The following is a 24431-nucleotide window of genomic DNA, read 5'->3' on the forward strand; positions in this document are numbered from 1 at the left end:
ACCTCTTCGCGTGGGCGGAGCCCCGGGAGATGGCGGATGTCGCCCGGGTTCGTTCGGGGTCTTCTTTCGGGCGGGCGCGTCGGCGAGACGTCGCGTACGGGCGTGGGGACTGCCGTCGGCGGTTAGCCTTACGTCGTGGCAGTTTTCGATGACCTCGTCGGGCAGGACCAGGCGGTGGCCGTGCTGTCGCGGGCCGCGGCGGCGGCCGGGGAGGTCGTCAGGGGCGGGCGCGGCGCGGGCATGACGCACGCGTGGCTGTTCACCGGGCCGCCGGGCTCGGGCCGGGAGGACGCCGCCCGCGCTTTCGCCGCCGCGCTGCTCTGCCCCGACGGCGGGTGCGGCCACTGCGACCAGTGCCACCAGGTGTTCATCGGCTCCCACCCCGACCTGGAGTCCGTACGCCCCCAGGGCCTGTCCTACAGCGTCAAGCAGACCCGCGAGCTCATCCTGCGGGCGGCCGGGGCGCCGACGCAGGGGCGCTGGCGGGTCATCCTGTTCGAGGACGCCGACCGGGCCACGGAGTCCGCCGCCAACGCCCTGCTCAAGGCCATCGAGGAGCCCCCGCCACGTACGGTCTGGCTGCTGTGCGCGCCCGCTCCCGACGACCTCATGATCACCATCAGGTCGCGCTGCCGGGTGGTCAACCTGACCACCCCGGCCACGGAGGCCGTCGCCCATGTGCTGGCCACGCGCGACAGCGTGCCGCCGGACGTGGCCAGGTTCGCCGCCAAGGCCGCCCAGGGGCACATCGGCAGGGCGCGGGCGCTGGCGCTCGACGAGGGCGTCAGGCGGCGTCGTGAGGCCGTTCTGGGCATCCCGCGCTCGCTGACCGGGGTGGGGGAGTGCGTGTCGGCCGCCGAGCGGCTGGTCAAGACGGCGGAGGAGGAGGCCGCCGCGGCCACGGCCGCGCTCAACGAGAACGAGACCGCCGAGCTGCGCAAGCTCTACGGCGAGGGATCCACGGGCAAGGGGCTCAACCGAGGGCTCGTACGCGGCGGGGCCGGAGCACTGAAGGAGCTGGAGGACCGGCAGAAGTCGCGGGCCACGCGGATCAAGCGCGACTCGCTGGACGCGGCGCTGCTGGAGCTGGTGTCGTTCTACCGGGACGTGCTGGCCATGCAGTTCGGGGCCGGGGTCGAGCTGGCCAACGACGATCTCCGCTTCGACCTCGACCAGCTGGCCAAGGTGGCCACGCCGGAGGAGACGCTGCGCCGGATCGATGCGATCATGCAGTGCAGGGAGCGGCTGGCGGCGAACGTCAACCCGCAGATGGCCGTAGAGGCGATGATGCTGTCGCTGCGTTCCTGACTCGTGATCATGGGGCGTTGGGCGGAGATGAGGAGCGGCAGTGGCTGACGAGGCGCCCTCGGGCTTACGGTCGCTGATCGCCGTGCTGCTGGCCGGGATGTCGGTCCTCGTGGGCACGCCGGCCGCGGCGGACCGGTGACCGCCCCGGAGGTCAGCACGAGCGACGAGTGGGAGATCGCCGTCTTCCTGTGCACTCCGACCACGTACGGGTGCCACAGGCGCGGTGCCACGGCGAAGCAGAAGCAGGCGCTCAGGACGTTCCTGGAGTCCAGGCCGGAGCTGAGCGGGGTCCGGTTCGTCGATCGGGCGAGCGCGTACGAGAGTTTCCGGCGGGACTTCGCCGGCAACAAGGCGCTGCTGAAGGCCGTACGGGCGAAGGACCTGCCGGAGTCGTTCCGCCTGCGGGTGAAGAAGGGGGCCGACCGGGATCGCGTACGAGACGCGGCTGTGCGTCGGCCCGGCGTGAGCGACGCCATCGACCAGGCCGAGCTCTCTGCCGATGAGCAGGAGGCCGGGTCGCCGGCCTGGAACATGTCCGTCTTCCTCTGCGGGAAGGACTCCCTCATGTCGCCCTGCCTGTCCGGTCGCGGCAAGGCGAAGGGGATGGCCGCGACGCTCAAGGAGAAGAAGGCCATCGTCGCGGAGATCGAGCGGACACCGGGGGTCGAGGAGTACGTCTTCGAGGACCAGGCGACGGCCTACCGGAACTTCGCCGAGGCCTACGCCGGCAACCAGGCGCTCGTGAACGCCACCAAGGTGTCGGACATGTCCGAGTCGTACCGGCTGAGAATGCGGCCCGAGGCCGACTGGAACGCCGCGGGCCGCAGGCTGGCGCGGCTGCCAGGGGTGAGCCAGGTGCTCAATGACAGATGTGTGGGCGCCCAGCTCAAGCTGATCGTGGAGTACGGGCGTCGTGACCTGCCCAACAGCAAGGTCTGCGCGCCGCGTCAGTGAACCCGTCGGGTGACGCGAGCAGCAGATGGGGCTGACGGGCGTCTCTGATACGTGGAAGTCGAACTACTCACCCAACAAGAGGCCCGGGCGCGGCAGCGAATAGACGTGGCGTCGATCTTCGCCGAGCACCACGTGGGCCTCGTGCGGCTTGCCCTGATCATGGTCGGCGATCAGGCGACCGCGGAAGACGTCGTACAGGAGGCGTTCGCGCGCACCCATGCCGGGCGCGGCCGGTTGCGCGACGCCGACAAGGCGCTGGCCTATGTCCGCTCCGCGGTGCTCAACGGGTGCCGGTCGGTGCTGCGCAGGCGGGCGACCGTGTTCCGGCGGGCGGTGCCGTACGAACCGCCCGTCTGGTCGGCGGAGAGCGCCGCGCTCATGGGCGAGGAGCGGCGCGGGGTGCTGCTCGCCCTGCGTGAGCTGCCGCGCAGGCAGCGGGAGGCGCTCACACTCCGCTACTACCTCGACCTGTCCGACCAGGAGATCGCCGACACCATGGGGATCGGCGCCAGCACGGTCAGGTCCACGATCGCGCGGGGGCTGGCCGCCCTCGGCCGGGCACTTGGGGAGGATTCATGAACAGCGCCATGGAAGACAGGCTGCGGGAGGCCCTCGCCGAGGCTGGGGCGACGGTGGACGCCGGCACGCTCAGGCCGTTGCGGGCGTCGGAGCGGCGGCGGTTCAGGGTGGATTTCCGGCTGGTGGCGGTGGCGGCGACCGTGGTGCTCGCGGGGGCGGCGACCACTGTCGGGCTGCTGAGCGGTCCGGGTGACGAGGACCGGGCGGTGGCGGCCGATCCGGCGGGCGACGGGCGGAAGATGAACGTCTTCCTGTGCGCGAAGTCGTCGGACCGGGAGCAGACGGCGTGCAAGGGCGCTGTCAGCGAGGAGGAGACGCAGAAGATCGCGGCGGCGGTGCGGCAGGCGCCGGGGGTCACAGAGGTGAGCTACACGCATCAGACCGCGGCGTACGAGAACTTCCGGCGCGATTTCGAGCGCAACAAGGCCCTGCTGGCCGCCGTCGACGTCGATGACCTCCCCGCTTCGTTCGGGTTGACCCTCACGAAGGGCACCGATCCGCGCCGTGTGCAGGAGGCGCTGCGTGGGGTGCCCGGGATCTTGACCGTTCAGGAAGTGACGCCCTATGAGTCCACTCCGGCGGATAAATGGGATGTGACTGTCTTCCTCTGCACCCCCTCGTCGAGCATGCCGTCCTGCGGCGCCGAGCATAAGTCCGACCGCAAAGTCAGCCCCATCGTCACGAGGGAGGGGAAGGGAGCCACGCCCGCGCAGAGGGAGGCCATCCGGAAGCTGATCATCTCGATGCCCGGTGCCAAAGAGGTGTTCTTCGAGGATCAGACGGCGGCTTACGAGAACTTCCGCCGCATGTACAAAGCCAACAAGACGCTGATCGACGCCACGAAAGTCAGTGACATGCCCCAATCGTTCAGGATCGTGCTGCTGCCTGACGCCGACTGGAGCAAGGCCGCCAGCAGGTTGAGGCGGGAACCAGGGGTGAGCCAGGTTCTGCACCGATGCATGAATGACGGCAGTCGGCTGAAGTACTCCTACGGGTTGACCCTGCCCGAGAGCAAGGTGTGCCCGACGGACAAGTGATCCGGCTCCCCCCTCACCCTCCGGGCGCGGCACACGTAATGTGGCAGGGAAGGTCGTACGACCCCTAGGCGTCAGGAGGCGAGCTCGAGCCCATGGGAATGATCATGGCCGTGAGCTTCACCCGTTACGGAAGGCTCTACTACCTCGATCCCGGCGAGCACAGCCCGAAGGTGGGCGACAAGGTGCTCGTGCCGACCGACTCGGGCCCCGAGGTGGCGGAGTGCGTCTGGGCGCCGCAGTACACGAGCGAAGACGTCGACGGCCTCCCCCTGTGCGCGGGCCTGGCGGGCGAGGAGCACCTGGCTCGCGACGAGACCAACAAGCGCCGCAGGGCCGAGGCCCGCAGCGTGTCGAAGCGGCTGATCAAGCGGCACACGCTGCCGATGAAGGTGGTCGGGATCGACTACCTCGACGAGGACAACGTCTACACGGTCTACTTCTCGGCGCCGCACCGGGTCGACTTCCGCGCCCTGGTCCGCGACCTGGCCCGCAACCTGCGGGCCAGGGTCGAGCTGCGGCAGATCGGACCGAGGGACGAGGCGCGGCTGCAGGGCGGCATCGGGCCCTGCGGCCGTGACCTGTGTTGTGCCACGTTCCTGAAGGACTTCGAACCGGTCTCGGTACGCATGGCCAAGGACCAGGACCTTCCGGTCAATCCACTGCGGATCGCTGGGGCGTGCGGCCGGCTCATGTGCTGCCTGAAGTACGAACACCCGCTCTACCAGGAGTTCCGCGCCTCTGCCCCGCGGGCGGGGGCGAACGTGGAGACCCCGCAGGGGCCTGGTGTCGTGGTCGGCCACAACGTCCCGTCGGACTCCGTGGTGGTGCGCCTCAACGACGGGGGGCGGCGCTGCGCCTGCTCGAAGGCCAGTGTGTGCGCGCCGCGCAAGGCGTACGACTCGACGTACGGGGATCCGGCCGAGGCGTGATCGAGGGGAGCGAGGACCCCTCCGGCTCCTGTAGACTCTTGCAAGTCGCAGAGCACGCCGCCTTAGCTCAGTCGGCCAGAGCACTTCACTCGTAATGAAGGGGTCTGGGGTTCGAATCCCCAAGGCGGCTCCAGGTCAGAAGCCCTCCGCGTGATCGCGGGGGGCTTCTGGGTGTCTAAGCTTCCCGATCTCATGTCATGAAGATCCGATCCATGGCCACCGCGCCTTCCTGGAGCACGGGGCGGATCTGCTTCCTGTAGACCAGCTCGGTTACCGCCGTGCTGCTGTGGCCGACCAGCCGGGAGATCTCCTCCAAGGGGATGCCTTGGTCTGACAGCAGGGACACGAAGCTGTGCCGCAGCTCTCGGGGCGTCCACTTGTCGGGGTCGAGGTCGGTCTTGGCGATGACCGCGCGGAAGGCCCGCCGCACGTTGTGGGAGTCGAGAGGTGTGCCCACGGTCGAGGCGAACACGAGCCCATGTTCCATCCACCGCTTGCCCGCGGCTTCCTTGCCCGCCTCCTGCTGAGCCCTCTGTGCTTTGAGCGCTTCCACGCAGCGCTGTGGGAGCGCCAGAGTGCGCCGGGACTTCCGGGTCTTGGTGTCCCCGCCAGTCCGGACGGACCGCCAGCCGTGCCACGTACGGCGGCACGGCCGGATCAGCGTCGGGGGCGCCCTCCAGGTCCACGTGGTCCCATGTCAGCGCCCGAAGCTCCTCGGTGCGTGCGCCGGTGAGCAGGGCCAGCACCAGATACCCATGCATGCGGGTTCCTTCGGCGGCCCTGAGCACGGCTTCTTCCTGAGCCAGCGTGAGCGCCTTGGACGGACGGCCCTCCTTGCCGCGCGGGACTGAGCAGAGGTCCACCACCCATGACCGGGTACACGACCATCCCGTACACGATCGCCTTCGCCAACGAACTAGTGACAGCGCCGATCGCCTTCGAGCCCTACGCGGGCCGACTGCGCCTGGCCTACCAGCCGTCTCACCCTGGCGACTGGATCAAGCCTCCCGCCGCCAAGTCCTGGGAGCCGGGCGTCCTGCGCGCCAGGGTGCGCGACCTGCTGGACAAGCCCCGCCTGCGCGGTTCCGAGCACATGAGGAAGCTCAACACGCGGCGACAGTGGCGGTGCATGAACAAGCTGCTATGTCAGGTATGCGGCGGTCCGGCGGCGGACCCGGAGTCGCGCCTGATCCCCAGGCTACTGACCAAGACGGTGTTCGAGCGCACCGGCCTGGACAGCGGCCGGACCAACGCCCCGCCGACGTGCTGGAGCAGTGCCCCATGCTCCGGGCGGACTTCACCCTGTACACCGTTAGGGCAGTCGAGACCGTCGGTGTGCTGGCTGACCTCTATCGACCGGGGATCTTCCGTGAACCGATCCCGACCGCGCACAACGTCTTCGTTCCATGGGACGCACCCCGGTACCACCCGCGCACGCTGGCCGTCAGTGTCCCTGCCGTCCCTGAACGTGCTGCGACCAGCACTAACGCAGTCCAAGACAGGGACAGGCCTTTTGGATGGCTGTTCCTGTTGTCTCTATGAGACGGTGACGACCTCAACAGCCGCTCTCAAGCTGCGATACCAGGCAAGCGAACTATGCTCCGACCAGTCGATGGTGCTTAGCACGCCTTTCTGAGCGCGCTGTCGCGCGGAAGGCAGGCTGTAACACCCTAGGGGCCCCGGTGTTGCAGCAGGTTTTGGCGCTGGCGGGCCACTCGGAAGGGACGGCCCGCCAGGCGAGCGATCACGAGTCTGAACCGGATGTTACGCGGGTGGGCGACCTAACTTCCGCTACAGGGTCGCCAAGGCGGTCGTCCAGCACCGCTCCGTCCGGAGGCCTCGACACTACGGCCGCCGCCGGTGAAGATCAGAAGAGTTCGGTTTGCCTTTCTACGGGAGGAAGAAGTGAGCGAGTATCCCCAGGATCGCCTGTACGCCGGTGAGCTGCACATGTGGGGCAACGGGGAGTGGTTCAAGCGCAACAGGAAGCTGGACACGCCTGGCGACCGGGTGAGGATCGGCTTCACCACCTTCTTCATAGGTCAGATCCCCGACAGAGGGCTGCGGGTGAAGTTGCCTGAGGTAGGTAGCTACGTCGAGTTGGGTGACTACTTCGGTCGGGTCAGTTGGAGTCAGGAGGGGGATGCTGATCCTGACGAGGAGTGGGAGGACGGGGATGCTGCTCCTGACGAGGATTGGAGCGATTTCTGCGCACCAGTCGAGGCGAAAGTCGTCGCCGTCAACACCGAGCTCGCCAACACTCCGGAGCTACTCATCAGGGACCCCTACGGCGAGGGCTGGCTGTTTGAGATGGAGATCCATGACCACAAGCCCAAGTCCGATTTCAATTGGGACGCGGACGGTTACGCCGAGTTCATCGCCCAGGACAACGACTAGACCGGCAATCGCCGGGGTGCCCACCTACGTGAGCTTCTAAGGGTCCCGGTAGTAATGGCGCAGGATCCAACGGATACGCCCCTCACCTGTGCTTATCCAGCGTTCTCAGGCTGGTGGGCCAGACCCGAACCCTGCCTATCAATGCCACCCTCAGGGCTGTGCAGCTTGGCGTTGGTGGCCGGGCCGCCGTCGCTAATCGTATGTGTAACTGGTTGACTGAAGGGCGAGCAGCTCGGCGAGTGCCGCGGTGAACGGGCTGGCGGCCTGGCCGGCGGGAAGAGCGTGCCCCAGTCCTCGGGAAAGACCAGAGGCCTGCGCATGAGCGGCTTCTCGGGGATCCACAGCCGCATGGCCTGAGCATCGAGGACGGCCCGTATTTCGTAAGAGAGGCGGGGTTCCGGCTTTACGCCGTCCATCCTGACGGCTACCGGGACACTCGCGCAGGCGCACGGCTTGGCAGGCATTCGCGGCGCGCCAGTGGCGCATGGACCGAATGCTTGTCAAGACGCTGAAGGTATTGCTGAATCGCCCTGCTATGCCGCCTCGCATTCTATTGTCGCGCTCCAATGCGCACGTTTGGATCTAAAGGGCGATCTTCTGGGGCGTATCTCCAAGCGGGGGGTTTCGAATGTGTCCCAGCGTCGCCGCCTGTCCTGCCCCCGGTGCTCTCGGGGCGGGCGGCTCATCGGCCTGTGCCGTCCTCCAAAAAAGGAGTCGTGATCATGACCGCATTGACCTACACCGTCTTCACCGACCCGGCGTCCGTGGAGGCGTCAGCGGCCGGACGGAGGTCCAAATCCACAGGGACGGTGTACCTGGTCATCACCAACACCGCAAGGAGGACGGATTGGTCCAGGATCGAGGTGAGGGTGCCCGTCGGCGACGGCATTGGCGACCTCACCCCGAACCTCCCGGAGATGAAGGGCAAGTACACCGACAACCGGTGGGGAACCCAGGCGATAACCCAGGAGGTGAAGGTCGACCCGCAGCGGGACACCAACGTCTTTGAAGTCACCCCCAAGAGCGGGGGCGTGGCTTCTTTCAAACCCGGCGACTACCTGGTGCTGACGATGGAGAACGTCACCATTGCCGCCACCGCCGGGCCGGCCGTGCTGACGGTGCGAGAGAAGACCGAAGACGATGACGGGGAGCACACCCGCTACACGTCGGTGGCACTGGTCAAGTCCGCTCCGAAGGAGATTCCGGCGCCGCGTGACTTCCACCCGGACAAGGGCATGGTGGGCGTCGGCGAAAACCTCACGCTGAGCTGGGAGGGGTCCCCCGAATTCGACTACAAGATCCTGTTCCCTGGCGGGCAGAAGGACATTTCCTCGGACAGGCGTACCTGGACCCCGCCCGACGCGCCGAAGCGGGCCACCACCTACACGCTCGTCGCCACCGACCCCGTCACCCAGAAGCAGCACTTCCTCACCGCCACCGTCCAAGTGCGCTTCCCCGTCCTGGAAACGCTCACCGCCACCACCGGCATTGACACGCCCTGGGTCCAGGGGGCGGCGGACGGAAAGAAGGGGCGCGTCACCTTCACAGGTACAGGGGTGGAGATCTCGGACAACTCTGGCGGGCGGGGGACCGTGACTGCAGACAGGGCCGATCTCAACGGTGTGAACACCGGGTGGGTGCAGGGAAGAAGCACCGACGACGGATGGATCGGCTTCTCCAAGGACGGGCTGGACGTGCGTAAGGGAGCCGGGCACGCCTGGGGAACCGTGCACGCCGACAAGGCCGATCTCAACGGCATCAACACCGAATGGGTGCAAGGAAGAAGCGCCGACGACGGATGGATCACCTTCCCCGTGGAGGGGCTCAAAGTCCACCGGAAGGACGACAGTCACCTGACTCATCTGGACGTCGGTTATGCGACTCACGACATCGTGAAAACCAGAATCGTGCGGGGACTGACTGACGGTGAAGGATGGATCAGCTTCCGCAAGGAGGGCCTGAACATTCGCCGGGGGCAGGGCACGGAACGGGGAACTCTGTTCGCCGCCAAGACCGAACTGAAGGAATGAGGCCAAACGGCGTCCAGTGCCCTGCCGAATGGATCTCATAGGATCAAGGGGCGGTGGCGCAGGGCGCCGTCACCCAGCCGTGCGCCTGTCGCCCACCAGGCATACGGCCTGGGAGCGATCGGGTCGGCAAAGCCGCGCTGAGCCGCGTCTTTGTCCCTGGCACCCGAAGGTCTTGCCAACCCGACTGGGTGACGAAGTGGGTGACAACGAGGAAGTTCGATCATGGACGTCCACGGACTCTGACGGACGGCAAAAGGCAGGTCACCTCCTCGGCGGGGGAGGATGAGCAAGTCCTTGATTTTGCTCGTAATGAAGGGTCTGGGGTTCGAATCCCCAAGGCGGCTCCAGGCCAAAAGCCCCCCGCGTGATCGCGGAGGGCTTTAGGTGTCTAAGGATTCCCTGGCAAGGTGGTGTCGGGACGTGGGTGGTCGCTTATGGCCACTTGTGGGACAGTGAGCCCGTGGAGCCAGTTGATCAGAAGAGGTCGTGGTTTGACGCTCTGACCGTGCCGCGGCGCGTGATCGTGGTCGCAGTATCAGCGGTGGGCCTCGTGGGCGGGATGGCGCTAGTGCTGATGAACCCTCCCCACGACCTTGCCGCGTTCTTCCTGATCTTTGCTTTTGTCATCTCGGCGGCGGCTGTTCTGCGGAGCATTCCCTGGGTTCGAGCACGCCTCGGGGGCGGGTCTCAGCTCTGGCTGGGGTTTGCCTTGACCTTCAAGTCCCTGTCCGGTGAGCTCACGACGCCTGCGTTTCAGGTCGCTGGACTGATCCTGGGTATTGGCCTGTTGACTCATCTCCTTGTGCTTGCGGTGATCAGAGATCGGAGACTGAGGCAGGGACGTCGGCCAACCACGGCACAGGTTCACTGATCGCCGAAGATTCGATCCATCGCCACTGCGCCCTCCTTCAGGACTGGACGGATCTGCTTCCGGTAGACCGCGCCTGGTTCAGGCAGTAAACGCGAAGTGCCGACCCCATCCAAGTCGGCCCCCCTTTCCGGCTCCCAGATGAGACCCCCGACGTCGGGGAAGCCTCGAACTGCGGCCGGACCCGGTAGCGAGGTCAGGTGACGATGGGGCTGCGACGTTCAATCAGTAGGACGTCCCGCCAGATCCCGTGGTGGCGGCCGATGCGTTCGCGGACGCCGATCACCCGGAAACTGGCGCGAGCGTGCAGGGTCAGGCTGGCGGCGTTTTCGGGGAAGATGCCGGACTGGATCGTCCAGATGCCCGCGGCCTCCGTGGAGGCGATCAGTGCCCGCAGCAGCGCCAGGCCGACGCCACGGCGGCGGGCACCGGGATGCACGTAGACCGAATGCTCGACCACCCCGGCGTAGGCGCTGCGGGCCGAAACGGCCGATGCGGCGATCCAGCCGAGTAGCCGATCAGGCGTGCCGTCGAGGGTGCCGAGGGCGACGTGGCGATGGTCGGGCAGCTTGGACGTGTCGAACTGGGCCCAGGTCGGGGCGGTGGTCTCGAAGGTGGCCTGGCCTTCGTCGATGCCGAGTTGGTAGACGGCCAGAACCTGATCGGCATGAGCGGCACGCATGGACTCGATGAGCGGCCCATGGGCCGCCCCGTCCACGCTCACCTGATCGTCGTGTCCGCGGTTGTGGAGGTGAGGTCAGAGATCAGGGCACGTACGCGGGCCTCGATCGCGTCCCGGATCGGGCGCACGGCTTCGACGCCCTGGCCGGCCGGGTCGTCCAGCACCCAGTCCTCGTAGCGCTTGCCGGGAAAGATCGGGCAGGCGTCGCCGCAACCCATGGTGATCACGACGTCGCTGGCCTGGACGGCATCGACGGTGAGCACCTTGGGAATCTCGGCGGAGATGTCGATGCCACGCTCTGCCATCGCCTCCACCACGGCCGGGTTCACCTGATCGGCGGGCGCGGAGCCGGCCGAACGCACGCGTACCCGATCGCCGGCCAGGTGGGTCAGGAAGGCGGCGGCCATCTGGGAGCGGCCCGCGTTGTGCACGCACACGAACAACACCTGCGGCGGCGCGTCGATCTGGTCCGGCACGGGTTCCTCCTATCGAGGCTGGTAGGCGGAGCCGGGGACGGGCTCCGCAGCGGGCTGCGGGCTGTTCGGGTAGAGCGCGACCAGCAGCAGGCCGCCGAGCGCGGCTCCGGCCAACTGGGCGACGATGAAAGCGGGCACCGAAGCAGGGGCGATCCCGGCGAAGGTGTCGGTGAAGGCCCGGCCCAGGGTGACAGCAGGGTTGGCGAAGCTCGTACTGCTGGTGAACCAGTAGGCGGCGCCGATGTAGCCGCCGACCGTGACCGGGGCGAGCGCGGCGCGGCCTTGCCGGGCCAACGCGAAGACGACCACGATGAGCCCCGCGGTGGCCACCACCTCACCCAGCAGCAGGTGAGGGGCCGACCGGTCATGAGCCGAGATCTGAACGGCCGGGAGCGCGAACATGGCGTTCGCCAGGACTGCCCCCGCGACGGCTCCGGTGACCTGGGCGGGCAGGTAGGCCGCCACTTCCCGTCCGCGCATCGCCGGGGCAGCGTCGCGTCGGGTGAGTACCCAGGCCGCCACGGAGACGACCGGATTGAAGTGCGCGCCGGACACCGGTCCGAGGATCAAGATGAGCACCGCCAGACCTGCCGCCGTGGCCAGGCTGTTGGCCAGCAGTTGTACGCCGACGTCACGCGAAAGATCGGTTGCCATGATGCCGGAGCCGACCACCACGGCCACCAGGGAGGCGGTGCCGGCGAACTCGGCAAGCGCCCGGCGCGCCAGGTTCACCGCGCGTCCGCGACAAGCGTCTCGGGCAGGGCCAGTACGCCGGTCAGGCGCTTCAGCGTGGCCGGGATGATCCAGTAGTAGACCCAGGTGCCGCGCCGCTGACTGTCGATCAGACCGGCCTCACGCAGCACTTTGAGATGATGCGAGATCGTCGGCGCGGTGACCTCGAAGGCAACGGTCAACTCGCACACGCACACCCCGTCGCCGATCTGGCGGCCGCTCTCCTGCGCGCCGATCAGGGACAGCAGCCGCAACCGGATCGGGTCGCCGAGCGCCTTGAACACGCGAGCCATCTCCGCGGCCTCGTCCTCAGTGATCGGCTCGGCGATCAACGGTGCGCAGCACTCGGAGGCGAGCACTGGCAGCTCCTGTTTCGACATATCTCTAATTTGACAGATTCCTAAGCAGTGGCGCAAACTCGGCACTACTTAGACATCCGTCGAAACAACGATGGGAGATCGTCATGTCTCGCGTCCAGCTCGCCCTCCGTGTCGCCGATCTGGAGAGCTCGATCACGTTCTATTCCAAGCTGTTCGGCACCGAACCGGCCAAGCGCCGCCCCGGCTACGCCAACTTCGCCATCGCCGAACCCCCGCTCAAGCTGGTGCTCATCGAGGGGGAGGAGGGCGAGCCGACCCGCATGGACCACCTCGGTGTAGAGGTCGAGGACACCGCCCAGGTCAACGCCGCCACCCAGCGGCTCAAGGACGCCGGGCTGGCCACCTTCGAGGAGAACGACACCTCCTGCTGCTACGCCCTCCAGGACAAGGTCTGGGTACACGGTCCTGGCGCCGAGCCATGGGAGGTGTACGTGGTCAAGGGCGACGCCGACACGCTGACCAGGGAAACCGATTCGGCCTGCTGCACCCCGGCCGGCGAGCAGGCCACCGAGCCGGTCAGCGCCTCGGCCAACTGTTGCTGACCACGGGCTTCTCTTTGCTCGCGGTGGCCCATGCGTGCAGGCGTGCGGGCCATCCCTGTAGGCGCGCTCTTCTGGGAAGCTGGGCACGCTGAGCTGCATCTTTGTGCCTGGCGCTCGAAGGTCTTACCGACCCGACCGGGTGACGAAGTGGGTGACAACGAAGGCGTTCGATCATGGACGTCCACGGACTCGGCTCCAGGCATTGGGGTTCCCCAGCAGCAAGGACACCTTCGTCTGGCGGGACGCGCTGACCCAGAAGGTGCGCAAGGGCGGCCGCATCATCAACGCCGACGGCCGCCGGGAGATCCTCGGTTCATGTACCGCGTCCGTGGATGTGACCCGGAGACGCCGTACTGGCGCGATGCCCTATGACGCCGCGGCCGGCTCGGGTGCGCCGCCGGGTGCCGGGGGCGGCTCGCTTGGCGCGGGGTTGGCTGGAGGCGTTGCGCGGAGCGTCTCCTGGGCCGAGGTGATCTTGCGGATGACGCCGATCGCCAGCACGGCCGCGATCAGCATCAGCCCGAGGCCGACCACCTCCAAGCGCAGGGCGAAGGCGATTCCCTCCAGGTTGACGGAGACATTGAGCAGGCCCCAGGTCGCCTTCGTCATCACCCAGGCGGCAAGCCAGGCCGCCCACCAGGCGTTGATCAGCCCCTTGGCAGAGCCTGGGGGCGTGGAGGCGCGCCAGATGTCGTCCACGATCTGCTTGGGAATCCAGAACCAGCTGATCGGCATCACCCACCCGGCGATCACCCAGGCCCAACTGTGCCGGTGACCGTTCGGCGAGAGGCTCACGGCGTTGGTTCTGACGCGGAACAACCAGGCGAGGAACCCGGCCACGGCCACGAGGAAGATGAAGAATCGCGCGACCCCGGACCCTTGGATGAGCAGCTCCCCCGTTCGCATCGCCGCCTCGGAGACGGATTCGAAATCACTCCTCATACGATCCATGAGCGACGCATACCAGAGGTTGATCCCCGCTGTGGCGACCCCGACGAGGGAATCGGACACCACGGCCGCGATGGCGAAGAGCGCGACGCCACCGACCGGGCGCAATCGCCCATGAGAGAGCTGCATCACCTGGAGGCCTTCGGAAGGGGGGAGCGAGGTGTGCACCAGTATGTATCCCCAAGATCTGGAAGAGGATCGGATCTCCCATCCGGGATCCTCTCGTGACCAACCTGCGGCGCTCCCACGCTGACACAACCGCGCCACCGCGCACACGCACCCAGCCACGGTCTGGGTTGGTCAAGCAGGGCGATTGATCCGACCTAGGAGGGCCAGCAGGATGGTCATGACGAGTCCGAGCGCGGCCAGCGACAGGCGGTCGGTGGTGTTCTCGCCGTTGGCGATCACCCCGAACACGGTGTGCGCCACGAGCGCCCCGCCGGCCAGCGCCAGGCTGTGCCGGTCGTGCCATCCGCCGTGTGCCGTCCATCGGCGCAGCAGTACCGCTGCCACCACCGCCAGAAGCGCCGCAGCCAGCATCGGGACCGCCACCCAGCCGCCTTGGGTGAAGGCTGGGTGATGGGCGCCGCCGAAGGGGAACAGCAGCGCGAGATATCCGAACGCCATCACCCCGGCCAGGCACGCGACGATCGGCGGAGCGGGAAGCGTCCGGGGCGCGGCCGCCGGCACGTCTGTCGGGCGGGGGACGAACCGCAGTGCGAGCACCGCGAGCACCGCGATCGCCAGCACGAACGCCGCCAGCACCGCCGGCGGCGCCTGGTAGCCGGGGTCGATGAAGGTCGTCGTCCACCGCAGCAGCAGGGCGCCCAGCACGAACACCACCCCCGCCACGACCAGCCCGGTCCGCCCCAGATAGGGACGATGGCGGAGATCCGGGACGATGAGATCCACCAACAGGATCGGTAGCGCCACGCTGAAGACCGCGTGGTAGGGGATGTTCAGCTCGGTGTAGGCGCTGTTGAGGCCGAGGATCCTGGGCGCCCAGTCGGCCACGCCGTAGATGGTCGGGCTGGTGAGCGCTTGCAGCGCCAGCCCTTCCTCCACGATCCCGTACGCCGCCCCGAGCAGCAGGATGGCGAGCCAGCCTCGGCCGGTACGGCGTACCAGCTCGCGGATCAGTACGGTGCCGGCGCCGTAGATCGGCACCCACAGCAGCAGCAGCCACGCCTGGCGGAGGGGCGGATTGCCGAGCGTGAGCTCGGCGACGACCGGGGTGAGCCCGGCCAGCAGGAGCGCGGCCCACCGGCCGCGTGCTCGTGAGGTGACCATGCGCCTACGGTCTCCCGCGGCGGGCGCGGGGCGCTGCTGCCGCCAGGCCGGTCCTTGGCCTCTTCGGTCGCTTCCGGGTGGTGACTTTGGTTGCCATGGCGGGGCGGCGATGGTGACCTTGGTTGCTTACCAGGTGTAAGGGTGGCGGATACGATCTGCGGTTGTGTTCGCAGCACAGGGCCAGGACGGGGGCCGCCGCGACGGCGAACCCTGGAGGCATGGAGAAACCGCAGGCGATGACGGCTCGGGACGGGACCGCGCAGCCGGGAGTGGTGGCGAGGGCGGGGGCGGCTGGGGATCGGGGGCGGGTGGGCGGCCGAGGGCGGGGCGGTCGCGGCGTGACTGGGCGGTCGGGGCCGGTGGCATCGTGCTCGCCGTGGCCGGGGCCGGGGCGGTGGTCTGGGGGGATCTGGTCCCGGGGACGCCCGGCTGGTATCTGTGGGCCGATGTGGTCGGCGGGACTCTGGCGTGCGTGGGGTTGTGGCTGTGCCGGCGGTGGCCGGTGGCCGCCTCGCTGGTCGTCATCGCGCTGTCCGTCCCGGCCGCGGCCGCGTCGGTGGCCGCGGGGATCGCCACACTGGTCGCGGCGCTGTACCGGCGACCGCCCATGGCCGTTGCGGTGGGGGTGGCGTGGGTGGCGGCGACGTTGGTCAGGTTCGCCTGGCGGCCGCCGGGGCTGGCGTCGTATCCGGTGTGGGCGCTGGTCGGCGTGCTGTTCGGCGGGGCGATCACCGGCTGGGGCATCCTGGCCAGGACCCGGCGGGAGCTGCTGGCGTCATTGGCGGAACGGGCCCGCCGCGCCGAGGCCGACCAGCGGCTGCGCGCGGAGGAGGCCCGCCGCGCCGAACGCCTAGGCATCGCCCGCGAGATGCACGACGTGCTCGCCCACCGGCTGTCGCTGCTGGCGGTGCACGCCGGGGCGCTGGAGTTCAATGCCGGTGCCAGGCCGGACGAGGTCGCCGAGGCGGCCGGGGTGATCCGGACCAGCGCCCACCAGGCCCTGCAGGAGCTGCGCGCGGTCATCTCCGTGCTGCGCGAGAGCCCGTCGGCCGAGCTCCCGCTGACCGGGCTCGCGCCGCTGGTGGAGGAGTCGCGGCGGGCCGGGATGCGCATCGAGCTGTACGAGCACGACGTACGCTTCGCCGACCTGCCGGAGACGACGCGGCGCACGGCGTACCGCGTCGTGCAGGAGGGGTTGACCAACGCGCGCAAGCACGCGCCCGGTCGGCCCGTCACCGTCGTGGTCTCCGGCGCGGCCGGTGGGGAGCTGACGGTCGAGGTGCGCAACCCGCTGGCCGCCGGGCGGGAGGCGGCGGAGCTGGCTACGACCGGGGGCGGGGCCGGGCTGGCCGGGCTGGAGGAACGGGTTTCGCTGGCGGGCGGGCGCCTGGAGCGGGGACGCACCGAAGGCGGCGGGTTCCGGCTGGCGGCGCGGCTACCATGGCCACGTGAGCGGCCCCATGAGTGAGCCGGTGAGCGGGTCCACGGATCCGCCCGTGAGTGGGTCTGCGAGTGCGGCCGGGGGTGGGGCTGCGGGTCCGGCCGGGGGTGGGGGTGCGTCCGCCGCGATCCGGGTGCTCATCGTGGACGACGACGCGCTCGTCCGTACCGGGCTGACATTGATGCTCAAGGGCGCGCCCGCCCTCCAGGTGGTGGGCGCGGTGGCCGACGGTGCGCAGGTCCAGGCTGCGGTCGGCGAGTACTCTCCCGACGTGGTGCTGATGGACATCCGGATGGCCGGCCTCGACGGCATCGACGCGACCCGCAGGCTGCGCGCCCGCCAGGACGCGCCGGAGGTCATCATCCTGACCACGTTCGACGCCGACGAGCACGTGTTCCGGGCGCTGCGCGCGGGAGCCAGCGGGTTCCTGCTGAAGGACACGCCGCCCGAGGGGATCGTCGAGGCGATCCGGCGCGTCGCCGCCGGTGAGCCCAGCCTGTCGCCGAGCGTCACCCGGCGGTTGATCGCCCACCTGGTGCCCGAGGAGGACAACCGGCGGCGGGCCGACGCCCGGCGGGTGCTGTCGGCACTCAGCGAGCGCGAACGGGAGGTGGCGCTCGCGGTCGGGCAGGGCAAGACCAACGCCGTCATCGCCGGCGAGCTGCACATGAGCGTGGGCACGGTCAAGGGCTACATCTCCCGCATCCTCACCAAGGCGGGCCTGGACAACCGCGTTCAGCTGGCCCTGGTCGTCCACGACGCCTCGTAGGGCGCTGGCAGGGGCGGCATGGAACGGGGGACTCTGTTCGCCGCCAATACTGAGCTGAAGGGATGAGTCCAAACGGCGCCTGTCGTCGAAGATCCCTCGTAGGGCATCATGGCGCGGTGAGCGTGCGCTACGAGGACGTGATCGGCCCCCTCCGAACGGCATATGACGGGGGCGCCGAGCGACGTGAGGTCAGCGGCAAGGCCCCGTGGAAGCTGGCGGAGCGGGAGGCGTTCCTGAGCCGGCTGCAGGGTGACCGTCGCGGACGGCTGCTGGAAATCGGCGCTGGAACGGGCCAGGACAGCGCGTACTTTCAGGAAAACGGCCTGGAGGTCGTGGCCGTCGATCTGTCGCCTGCCATGGTGGCTCTCTGCCGGGAGAAGGGCATTGAAGCGCATGTCATGGACTTTCTGAGCCTCGATTTCGCACCGTGTTCGTTCGACGCGGTGTACGCGCTGAACTGCTTGCTGCATGTGCCCAACAGCGACCTTCCAGCGGTACTGGATACGATCCACACGCTGATGCGGCCCGGTGGCCTCTTCTTTCTCGGCGTGTACGGCGGAGGCAGCGTGACTGGTGAGGGTCCCTTCGAAGGGGACGATCACCATCCTCCTCGGTTCTTCTCTTTCCGCAGCGATGAGCAGCTCCAGGAGTACGCACGAAAGACTTTCGAGGTGGTGGATTTCCACGTCGTGGGATCTGACAAACTCCGGTTCCAGTCGCTGACGTTGCGGCGATCTGGATGATCAACTTTGGGACCATGAGGGGAATCCGCAGGGTGTCGGCCAGAGCGATCGCAATGGGCGCGTTGATGATCGTCGGATTGTCTGATCCGGCAGTGGGAAGTGACTTCGCGTCCGGCGAGCAGGTCAGTACGGCTGTCGTGGCCTCGTCGCGGGCCGATGTCCCTCCCCTCGGCACGCCCGTCGGCAAGCCCCTCAAAGGGCACACAGCCCAGGTGGAGGCGGTGGCGGTGGGCAAGCGCAGTGACGGCACTCCGGTCATCGTCTCCGCCGGCTACGACAAGACCGTGCGGATCTGGAACCTGGACACCGGCAAGCCGATCGGCAAGCCCCTCAAGGCTCGGAACGGGCTTGTCTGGGCAGTGACGACCGGCAGGCGCAGCGATGGCACCCCGGTCATCATCTCCAGCGGTGACGCGCTGACCAGGGACGTCGAAATCTGGAACCTGGACACGGGAAAACTCATCGGCAAGCCGTCCGTCAACCCCTTCGCGTTCACGGTCACCCAACTGGTGACCGGTAATCGCAGCGACGGCACCCCTGTGTTCGTCACGGGCGCGACCAACGGCAGGGCGCGCATCTGGAACACGAACACGGGCAAGCCCCTCAGCAAATCTCTCAGCCGATGTGGCACCTGCCTGGTGGAAGGGCTCGCCGTAGGCAAGCGCGGCGACGGCACTCCAGTGGCCGTCACCAGTGAAATCCCGCCAGGCCCCACCAAGGAAGGCGGCACCCCCAAGAGCTCCATCCGGATCTGGAACCTGGACACCGGCAAGCCCATCGGCGAATCCATCACTGCCCGGAGCGACACCACCATGGAGGTCGCGGTCGGGCAGCAAAGCGATGGCTCCCCGGTCATCGTTTCCGGCGATGGCGACGGGAGCCTGTCGGTGTGGGACCTGGACACGGGAGATCGCATCGGCGGACCTTTCACCGGGCCCACTCGCGCGATATTCGCGCTGGCGATCGGGAAACGCAGCGACGGCACCCCTGTCGCCATTTCGAGCGGCCTCGACAAGACCATCCGGGTGTGGAGTCTGGGCGCTTGAGGATCCACGGCACAGCGATGAAGGGCATGTGATGGATGGTCAGCGGTTCACCGAGATCGCGCGTGCGGCCTTCGGGAAGGGGCGCCGGCCGGCAGGGGTCGAGCGGCTCAGGGGCGGGAGCAAGAAGGGTGTCTACCGGCTCTCGTTCGACGACGACGGGCCCGGCGCGATCGTCTACGTCTGGTCCCAGGAGGAGGACTTCTGGCCCGCCGCGGCGAACGCCGACGCGGAGACCCCGTTCGGCCATGCGTCCGGGCTGCGGTTCTTCGAGGTCGCCCATGGGCGGTTGAGCGGCCTCGGGGTGCGGGTGCCCGAGGTCTACCTGGTGGACCGGCCGGGCGACGTCGTGGTGGTCGAGGACGTACGCGGCGGGACGCTGGAGGCGTTGCTGCGCGACGACCCGGCGCGGGCGGGCCGCGTGATGGATCGGCTGGCGGAGAGCCTTGAGGCCATGGGGCGGGAGCGGGCCCCGTGGGTGGGGAAGATCGAGGGGATCCGACGGCGATCCGCGGTCGAGGTCGTGCTGGAGCACGCGCTGCGGGACCTGGACGAGGCGGCCGTCCGGGTCGGGCGGATCGGCGTGGCCCGGGAGGAGTTCGAGAACGCGCTGCGGGAGATGGCCGCGGGCGTGCGGCCGCGGGCGGATCACGGGCTCATCCACGGGGAGCTCGGGCCCGACCACGTGCTGGTGGACGACCACGACGCGCCGGTGCTGATCGACATCGAAGGCACGATGTTCTTCGATGTCGAATGGGAGCACGTCTTCCTGCGGATCCGGTTCCACGAGCACTACGAACGGCTGCGCGTCGACGGGCTGGACGAGGGCCGGATGAGGCTGTACGAGCTGGCCCAGCATCTGTCGCTCACCGCGGGGCCGCTCCGGCTGCTCGACGGCGACTTCCCGGACCGGGAGTTCATGCTGGGGATCTCGAAGTTCCACAGCGGGGAGGCGCTGGAGTTCCTCGCGGGAAGGCGATGAGTTCCGGGGGCCGGAGCAGTCTTAAGGGCATGCGGAAAATCATCTACTCGATGCTGATCTCCCTCGACGGCTACGTGGAGTCCCCGAACGGCGACATCGGCTGGTCCGCGCCCGACGAAGAGGTCCACGCGTTCATCAACGACATGTCCCGCGAAATGGGCGGATCCCTGTACGGCCGGCGCCTCTACGAGAACATGTCCGCCTACTGGCCCACCGCCGACCAGAGCCCCGACGCCCACGCGCTCGAGGTCGACTTCGCCAGGATCTGGCGGGCCATGCCCAAGTACGTCTTCTCCAAGACTCTCGACCAGGTCGGCTGGAACAGCACGCTCGTCACAGGCGACCTCGAGGAGGAGGTGACCAGGCTCAAGCGGCAGGACGGCGGCGACCTCGACCTGGGCGGGGCCACGCTGGCGTGGAGCGTGCTGCGGCTCGGGCTGGTGGACGAGTTCCGCATCTTCGTCCACCCGCTCGTGCTGGGCGCGGGCAAGCCGTTCTTCCCCCAGCTCGACGCCTCCATCAGGACCCGGCTGCTGGAAACCCGGGCGTTCCCCTCGGGGATCGTTTACCTTCGCTACGAAGTCACGTAGCCTGACAGGAAACCCTTAGGAAGGTTTCCTATCGATTATGCGCGCGCTGCCCGCCTTAGCGGCCCTGCTGCTGATCACGGCCTGCGGCCCGGCCCCGACCCAGGAGGCCCCGGTCAACGCCGAGGACGTGATGTTCGTGCAGATGATGGTGCCGCACCACCGGCAGGGCATCGAGATCGCCAAGGTGGGGGCGGAACGCGCCACCACGCCGGAGCTCAGGACGCTGGTCGCGGCCATCGCCAGCACGCAGCAGAGCGAGGTCGAGCGGATGCTGCGCTGGCTGCACTCCTGGGACCAGCCGCTCACGCCCCCGAGCGGCGCGCACGATCACCACGGAGGCATGCCCGAGACCGACGTCAAGCGGATCCAGGCGCTGCGGAAGTCCAAGAGCTTCGAGCATGACCTGCTCAACCTGCTCATCGCGCATCAGGACGACGCCGTGCAGCTGGCCGCCGCCGAGGTGGCCGGCGGGGCCAACCCGGCCGTTCAGCAGTGGGCGGGGCAGGTGCGGACCTCGCGCAAGGGGCAGATCGAGATCATGATGAAGCTGCTGAAGCGGTGAGGAAGTCCCGGAGGGCCCGCTCGTAGCGAGCCCGGTCGACGTTCCAGGAGCCCACGTGGCCGCCGCCCTTCGTGCGTACGAGCGTCACCAGGTCCGGCCTGAGCTTCGCGAACCGCAGCGAGGGCTCGACGGGCACGCTGGTGTCGTCGTCGTCCACGAAGAGCAGGATCGGCTGCCTGAACTCCTTCGCGTGCCGCACGTGGTCGAGGTCGTCGAGCGAGATCCCCGTACGCCGCTCCACCACGAACTTGCCCACCGAGGCCAGCCAGCCCGGCACCCCCCGCTGCCGCGCCCCCAGGTCGATGGGCGCGTTCCAGTCCATGACCGGGCTGTCCAGGATCAGGCCCTTGATCGGCTCGCCGGGTAACATCCTGGCCGCCATCGGGGCGATGCCCCCGCCCATCGAGAACCCGTACAGCACCACCCCGGTCGCCCCCTGGCCGCGGGCGTAGGAGATGGCCGCGGCGACCTCGCGCCACTCGGTGGCGCCGAGGTGGAACTTGCCGTCCTCGCTCGCCGGCGCGCCCTCGTCGTTGCGGTAGCTGATCGCCAGCACCGGGATCCCCAGCGAGTGGAGGACGGGCAGGAAGCGCAGGGTCTCGGAGGCGTTCGCGTTGCGGCCGTGCACGGCGATCACCCAGGTCTTGGAGGTGCCGGGGGTTCGCCAGGCGGGGAAGTCGCCTAACTCGCCGCGGATCGACACCCTCTCGTACGGCAGGTCGAGCGCCGAGCGCGGGTCCTCGTGACCCCAGATCCAGCGGTCGACGTACGCGTGGACGCCCGGCGCGAGCGTGCCCCGCCGCACGCGGGTCACCTGCCTGACGACCGTGGAGCCGGCGACGGAGACCACCGGCCCCAGCGTGGCGTTGCCGTCGCGCCAGGTCAGCCCGTACGTGCCGGGCGCCGCGGTGTCGGAGCCGCCCTTCAGCGTGACCTTCGAGCCGTCGAAGGCCACCACCTCCAGCGGGTACGATCCCCCGTGCGAGGGGTCGATCACCAGCCCGGAGTAATACCAGCCCGCGCCACCCAGCCCCACCAGCGCCAGGACCGCCAAGACGGCCGCGATCCACGCCAGCACACGTCTCATGACGAAATCATAGACGCCCACACGAATAAGTGATTAGATCACTTGATATGTCCGAGGTATCGCGGCCGACGCTGTCCGACGCTCTGACCGAGCGCATGCTGGAGCTCATCCGTACGGGAGGGCACCGGCCGGGCGACAGGCTGCCCTCGACCAGGGAGCTCTCCCAGCGTTTCGCCGTCACCACCCCGACACTGCGCGAGGCGCTGCGCAGGCTCGAGGCCACCGGGGCCATCGAGATGCGGCACGGCTCCGGCATCTACGTCGGAACCGACATCGAGCGGGTCGTCCTGCCCAACCCCAACATGCGCGAGATGCACGCCGCCCAGCTCCTGGAGTTGCTCGGCGCGCGGATCGTGATCGAGCCGCCGCTCGCCGCGATGGCCGCGCACAACGCGGACTCCGAGGAGCTGGCCCCGCTCAAGCGGGTGCTCGAAGAGGCGGGCAGGCACCTGCGCGGCCACGACGCCCTCCTGCACGACGCGAACATGTCCTTCCACCGGGCGACGGCCCGGCTGGCCGGCAACAGCGTGCTGCACGAGGTCGTCGACTCGCTGCTCACCGTCCACGGACCCGAGCAGCAGGAGATCCTGCAGATCTTCGACGACCGGCGCCGCGACTACGACGAGCACCTGGCGATCCTGGAGGCCATCGAAGCACGCGACGCGGCGCAGGCCGAGGAGCGGATGCGGGCCCACCTGGTGGACGTCAAGACGGTTATAGAGCACAGGTTGCAATCCCCCTGAAGAAACAAGGAGGCCGGTCCATGTTCCGGTCACGTGTGGTCACGCTCGGCGTGGCGGCGCTCGTCCTGACCGCCTGCGGCGGAAACGGCGCCGAGACGCAGAAGAAGAGCGAGCTGACCCTGTACAACGACAAGGGCGCCTGGACGAAGTACTTCGACCAGATGGGCGCCCTGTCCAAGCAGAGCATCGGCCTGGGCATGAAGCCGACGGGATACACGGACTCGGCCCAATACCAGGCGTTCATCAAGGCGTCGTTCCGCACGAACGTCAAGCCTGACCTGTTCACCTGGCAGACCGGGGGGATGCTCGAAGAGATCGTCAAGCAGAAGCAGGTGGCCGACACCACGGACATCTGGCAGCAGGCGATCCAGGCCGGCGACCTGTCGAAGGACCTCGCGCCGTACTACACGATCGACGGCAAGCAGTACTGCGTGCCGATGAACGTCGCGTACTGGGGCATGTTCTACAACAAAAAGATCTTCGACAAGTACGGGCTCACCGCGCCGAAGACGTGGGACGACCTGGTCAAGGTGGCCGACACGCTGAAGAAGAACGGTGTCAAGGCCTTCTACCACACCAGCGTGCTGTTCTCCTTCGTCTGGTTCGAGCAGCTCATGGCCGGCTCCGACCCCGACCTGTACGACCGCCTGTCCACCGGCAAGGCCAAGTACACCGACCCGGGCGTGGTCCAGGTGATGGAGAAGTGGAAGTCCCTCATCGACGCCGGATATTTCATCAACCCTGGCGATAAAACGGACCCGGGTGACGTGCTGAAGAACGGCAAGGCGGCGATGGTCTCCTTCGGCACCTGGTTCAACACCAGCATGACCCAGCGCAACATGAAGGCCGGCGAGGACTACGACTTCTTCGTCATCCCCAACGTCAACCCCTCGCTGCCCAAGACCTCGATGATCTTCGAGAGCGGCCCGCTCTGCTCGCTGACCAAGGGCGCCGACCCCGCCGCCAACCAGAAGTACCTCAAGTGGTGGACCACGTCGGAGGCGCAGGAGAAGTGGGCGAGCAGCAGGGGAGACGTGAGCGCCAACCCCAAGGTGAGCATCTCGGACAAGGCGCTCGGCACCGTCACGAAGGACGCGGGCAGCGGCCAGTACCGCCTGGTCAACCGGTACTTCGAGGCCACGCCGCCGCCGGTCCTGACGGCCGCGCTGGACGGGTTCGGCAAGTTCGTGACGGAGCCCGGCAGCTACAAGGAGGTCCTGGAGACCATCCAGAAGGCTGCTGACGAGTACTGGAGCACCCATCAGTGAGCGAGGGAGCGCCGCCGCCTGGACTGAGGAGCGGCGGGAGCGAAGCGACCA

Annotated in this window: 26 protein-coding genes and 1 tRNA gene; 19 read left to right on the plus strand and 8 right to left on the minus strand. The window is 68.2% G+C overall.

Features of this window, described 5'->3' with window-relative positions:
• Positions 1-135 precede the first annotated feature (135 nt).
• The 6 genes from ACWDRB_RS24835 to ACWDRB_RS24860 all read left to right on the plus strand — a co-directional run bounded on the left by ACWDRB_RS24835 (position 136) and on the right by ACWDRB_RS24860 (position 4940).
• On the plus strand, positions 136-1308 hold the full coding sequence (locus ACWDRB_RS24835; protein WP_355193478.1) for a DNA polymerase III subunit delta': 1173 nt from the start codon (positions 136-138) through the stop codon (positions 1306-1308).
• A gap of 135 nt (positions 1309-1443) precedes the next feature.
• Complete coding sequence (locus tag ACWDRB_RS24840; RefSeq protein ID WP_449897243.1) at positions 1444-2262, plus strand: permease-like cell division protein FtsX; 819 nt, start codon at positions 1444-1446, stop codon at positions 2260-2262.
• Positions 2263-2367: 105 nt separating this feature from the next.
• Entirely contained in the window at positions 2368-2841 is a 474-nt protein-coding gene (locus ACWDRB_RS24845; RefSeq protein ID WP_350723851.1) for a SigE family RNA polymerase sigma factor, read from the plus strand.
• Complete coding sequence (locus ACWDRB_RS24850) at positions 2838-3878, plus strand: permease-like cell division protein FtsX (RefSeq protein WP_449897246.1); 1041 nt, start codon at positions 2838-2840, stop codon at positions 3876-3878. Before ACWDRB_RS24845 ends, ACWDRB_RS24850 begins: the two co-directional genes overlap by 4 nt.
• A 98-nt stretch (positions 3879-3976) precedes the next feature.
• Positions 3977-4807: a PSP1 domain-containing protein gene (locus ACWDRB_RS24855; protein ID WP_350724339.1), complete on the plus strand. Its 831-nt coding sequence runs from the start codon at positions 3977-3979 to the stop codon at positions 4805-4807.
• A 56-nt stretch (positions 4808-4863) separates the two neighbouring features.
• Positions 4864-4940 (plus strand) — tRNA-Thr (locus tag ACWDRB_RS24860).
• A 57-nt stretch (positions 4941-4997) separates the two neighbouring features.
• On the opposite strand, the gene ACWDRB_RS24865 is transcribed toward ACWDRB_RS24860, so the two are convergent.
• Positions 4998-5360, minus strand: coding sequence for a tyrosine-type recombinase/integrase (locus ACWDRB_RS24865; RefSeq protein ID WP_449897248.1), 363 nt, complete (start codon positions 5358-5360; stop codon positions 4998-5000).
• A 1352-nt stretch (positions 5361-6712) separates the two neighbouring features.
• On the opposite strand from ACWDRB_RS24865, the gene ACWDRB_RS24870 reads away from it, so the two are divergent.
• From ACWDRB_RS24870 to ACWDRB_RS24880, 3 genes are all read left to right on the plus strand, one after another.
• The gene (locus ACWDRB_RS24870; protein WP_449897250.1) at positions 6713-7204 is read left to right on the plus strand and encodes a hypothetical protein; all 492 of its coding nucleotides are present in this window, start codon (positions 6713-6715) and stop codon (positions 7202-7204) included.
• Positions 7205-7926: 722 nt separating this feature from the next.
• Complete coding sequence (locus ACWDRB_RS24875) at positions 7927-9234, plus strand: hypothetical protein (RefSeq protein WP_449897252.1); 1308 nt, start codon at positions 7927-7929, stop codon at positions 9232-9234.
• 460 nt (positions 9235-9694) lie between these two features.
• A complete protein-coding gene (locus tag ACWDRB_RS24880; protein WP_449897254.1) occupies positions 9695-10105 on the plus strand; it encodes a hypothetical protein in 411 nt (136 codons plus the stop codon).
• A gap of 193 nt (positions 10106-10298) precedes the next feature.
• Here the strand turns inward: ACWDRB_RS24880 and ACWDRB_RS24885 are convergent, their stop codons facing one another.
• From ACWDRB_RS24885 to ACWDRB_RS24900, 4 genes are read right to left on the minus strand one after another with little or no spacing between them, the layout of a single operon-like run.
• Positions 10299-10826 (minus strand): N-acetyltransferase family protein, encoded by a 528-nt coding sequence (locus ACWDRB_RS24885; protein ID WP_449897256.1) that lies wholly within the window; start codon positions 10824-10826, stop codon positions 10299-10301.
• Positions 10823-11260 carry an arsenate reductase ArsC gene (locus ACWDRB_RS24890; protein ID WP_449897258.1) on the minus strand — a complete coding sequence of 146 codons (438 nt, stop codon included), beginning with the start codon at positions 11258-11260 and terminating at the stop codon, positions 10823-10825. Before ACWDRB_RS24890 ends, ACWDRB_RS24885 begins: the two co-directional genes overlap by 4 nt.
• Before the next feature lie 9 nt (positions 11261-11269).
• Complete coding sequence (locus tag ACWDRB_RS24895) at positions 11270-11992, minus strand: aquaporin (RefSeq protein WP_449897260.1); 723 nt, start codon at positions 11990-11992, stop codon at positions 11270-11272.
• Positions 11989-12372, minus strand: coding sequence for an ArsR/SmtB family transcription factor (locus ACWDRB_RS24900; RefSeq protein WP_397371952.1), 384 nt, complete (start codon positions 12370-12372; stop codon positions 11989-11991). Before ACWDRB_RS24900 ends, ACWDRB_RS24895 begins: the two co-directional genes overlap by 4 nt.
• A gap of 83 nt (positions 12373-12455) precedes the next feature.
• On the opposite strand from ACWDRB_RS24900, the gene ACWDRB_RS24905 reads away from it, so the two are divergent.
• The gene (locus tag ACWDRB_RS24905; protein ID WP_397371953.1) at positions 12456-12914 is read left to right on the plus strand and encodes an ArsI/CadI family heavy metal resistance metalloenzyme; all 459 of its coding nucleotides are present in this window, start codon (positions 12456-12458) and stop codon (positions 12912-12914) included.
• Between the two features lie 366 nt (positions 12915-13280).
• On the opposite strand, the gene ACWDRB_RS24910 is transcribed toward ACWDRB_RS24905, so the two are convergent.
• Together ACWDRB_RS24910 and ACWDRB_RS24915 are read right to left on the minus strand one after the other, a co-directional pair.
• Positions 13281-14030 carry a DUF4328 domain-containing protein gene (locus ACWDRB_RS24910; RefSeq protein ID WP_449897263.1) on the minus strand — a complete coding sequence of 250 codons (750 nt, stop codon included), beginning with the start codon at positions 14028-14030 and terminating at the stop codon, positions 13281-13283.
• 132 nt (positions 14031-14162) lie between these two features.
• Complete coding sequence (locus ACWDRB_RS24915; RefSeq protein ID WP_449897265.1) at positions 14163-15152, minus strand: hypothetical protein; 990 nt, start codon at positions 15150-15152, stop codon at positions 14163-14165.
• Positions 15153-15519: 367 nt separating this feature from the next.
• Here ACWDRB_RS24915 and ACWDRB_RS24920 point away from each other — a divergent pair, with 367 nt between their 5' ends.
• From ACWDRB_RS24920 to ACWDRB_RS24950, 7 genes are all read left to right on the plus strand, one after another.
• Positions 15520-16620 carry a sensor histidine kinase gene (locus tag ACWDRB_RS24920; protein ID WP_449897267.1) on the plus strand — a complete coding sequence of 367 codons (1101 nt, stop codon included), beginning with the start codon at positions 15520-15522 and terminating at the stop codon, positions 16618-16620.
• Positions 16621-16726: 106 nt separating this feature from the next.
• Positions 16727-17362, plus strand: a complete 636-nt coding sequence (locus tag ACWDRB_RS24925; protein ID WP_449897656.1) for a response regulator — start codon at positions 16727-16729, stop codon at positions 17360-17362.
• Positions 17363-17478: 116 nt separating this feature from the next.
• Positions 17479-18105 (plus strand): class I SAM-dependent methyltransferase, encoded by a 627-nt coding sequence (locus tag ACWDRB_RS24930; RefSeq protein WP_449897269.1) that lies wholly within the window; start codon positions 17479-17481, stop codon positions 18103-18105.
• 53 nt (positions 18106-18158) lie between these two features.
• Positions 18159-19151, plus strand: a complete 993-nt coding sequence (locus tag ACWDRB_RS24935) for a WD40 repeat domain-containing protein (protein WP_449897271.1) — start codon at positions 18159-18161, stop codon at positions 19149-19151.
• Between the two features lie 31 nt (positions 19152-19182).
• Positions 19183-20130, plus strand: a complete 948-nt coding sequence (locus ACWDRB_RS24940; protein ID WP_449897273.1) for a phosphotransferase family protein — start codon at positions 19183-19185, stop codon at positions 20128-20130.
• 29 nt (positions 20131-20159) lie between these two features.
• Positions 20160-20720: a dihydrofolate reductase family protein gene (locus tag ACWDRB_RS24945; RefSeq protein WP_350723819.1), complete on the plus strand. Its 561-nt coding sequence runs from the start codon at positions 20160-20162 to the stop codon at positions 20718-20720.
• A gap of 37 nt (positions 20721-20757) precedes the next feature.
• Positions 20758-21282: a DUF305 domain-containing protein gene (locus tag ACWDRB_RS24950; RefSeq protein ID WP_449897276.1), complete on the plus strand. Its 525-nt coding sequence runs from the start codon at positions 20758-20760 to the stop codon at positions 21280-21282.
• On the opposite strand, the gene ACWDRB_RS24955 is transcribed toward ACWDRB_RS24950, so the two are convergent.
• Positions 21257-22369: an alpha/beta hydrolase gene (locus ACWDRB_RS24955; RefSeq protein WP_449897278.1), complete on the minus strand. Its 1113-nt coding sequence runs from the start codon at positions 22367-22369 to the stop codon at positions 21257-21259. The two genes, ACWDRB_RS24950 and ACWDRB_RS24955, sit on opposite strands and share 26 nt — an antisense overlap.
• 47 nt (positions 22370-22416) lie before the next feature.
• On the opposite strand from ACWDRB_RS24955, the gene ACWDRB_RS24960 reads away from it, so the two are divergent.
• Both ACWDRB_RS24960 and ACWDRB_RS24965 read left to right on the plus strand, forming a co-directional pair.
• Positions 22417-23112: a FadR/GntR family transcriptional regulator gene (locus ACWDRB_RS24960; RefSeq protein ID WP_449897280.1), complete on the plus strand. Its 696-nt coding sequence runs from the start codon at positions 22417-22419 to the stop codon at positions 23110-23112.
• Positions 23113-23132: 20 nt separating this feature from the next.
• Entirely contained in the window at positions 23133-24380 is a 1248-nt protein-coding gene (locus ACWDRB_RS24965) for an ABC transporter substrate-binding protein (protein WP_355193515.1), read from the plus strand.
• The last annotated feature ends 51 nt before the right edge of the window (positions 24381-24431 follow it).

Source organism: Nonomuraea sp. NPDC003707 (genome assembly GCF_053587055.1).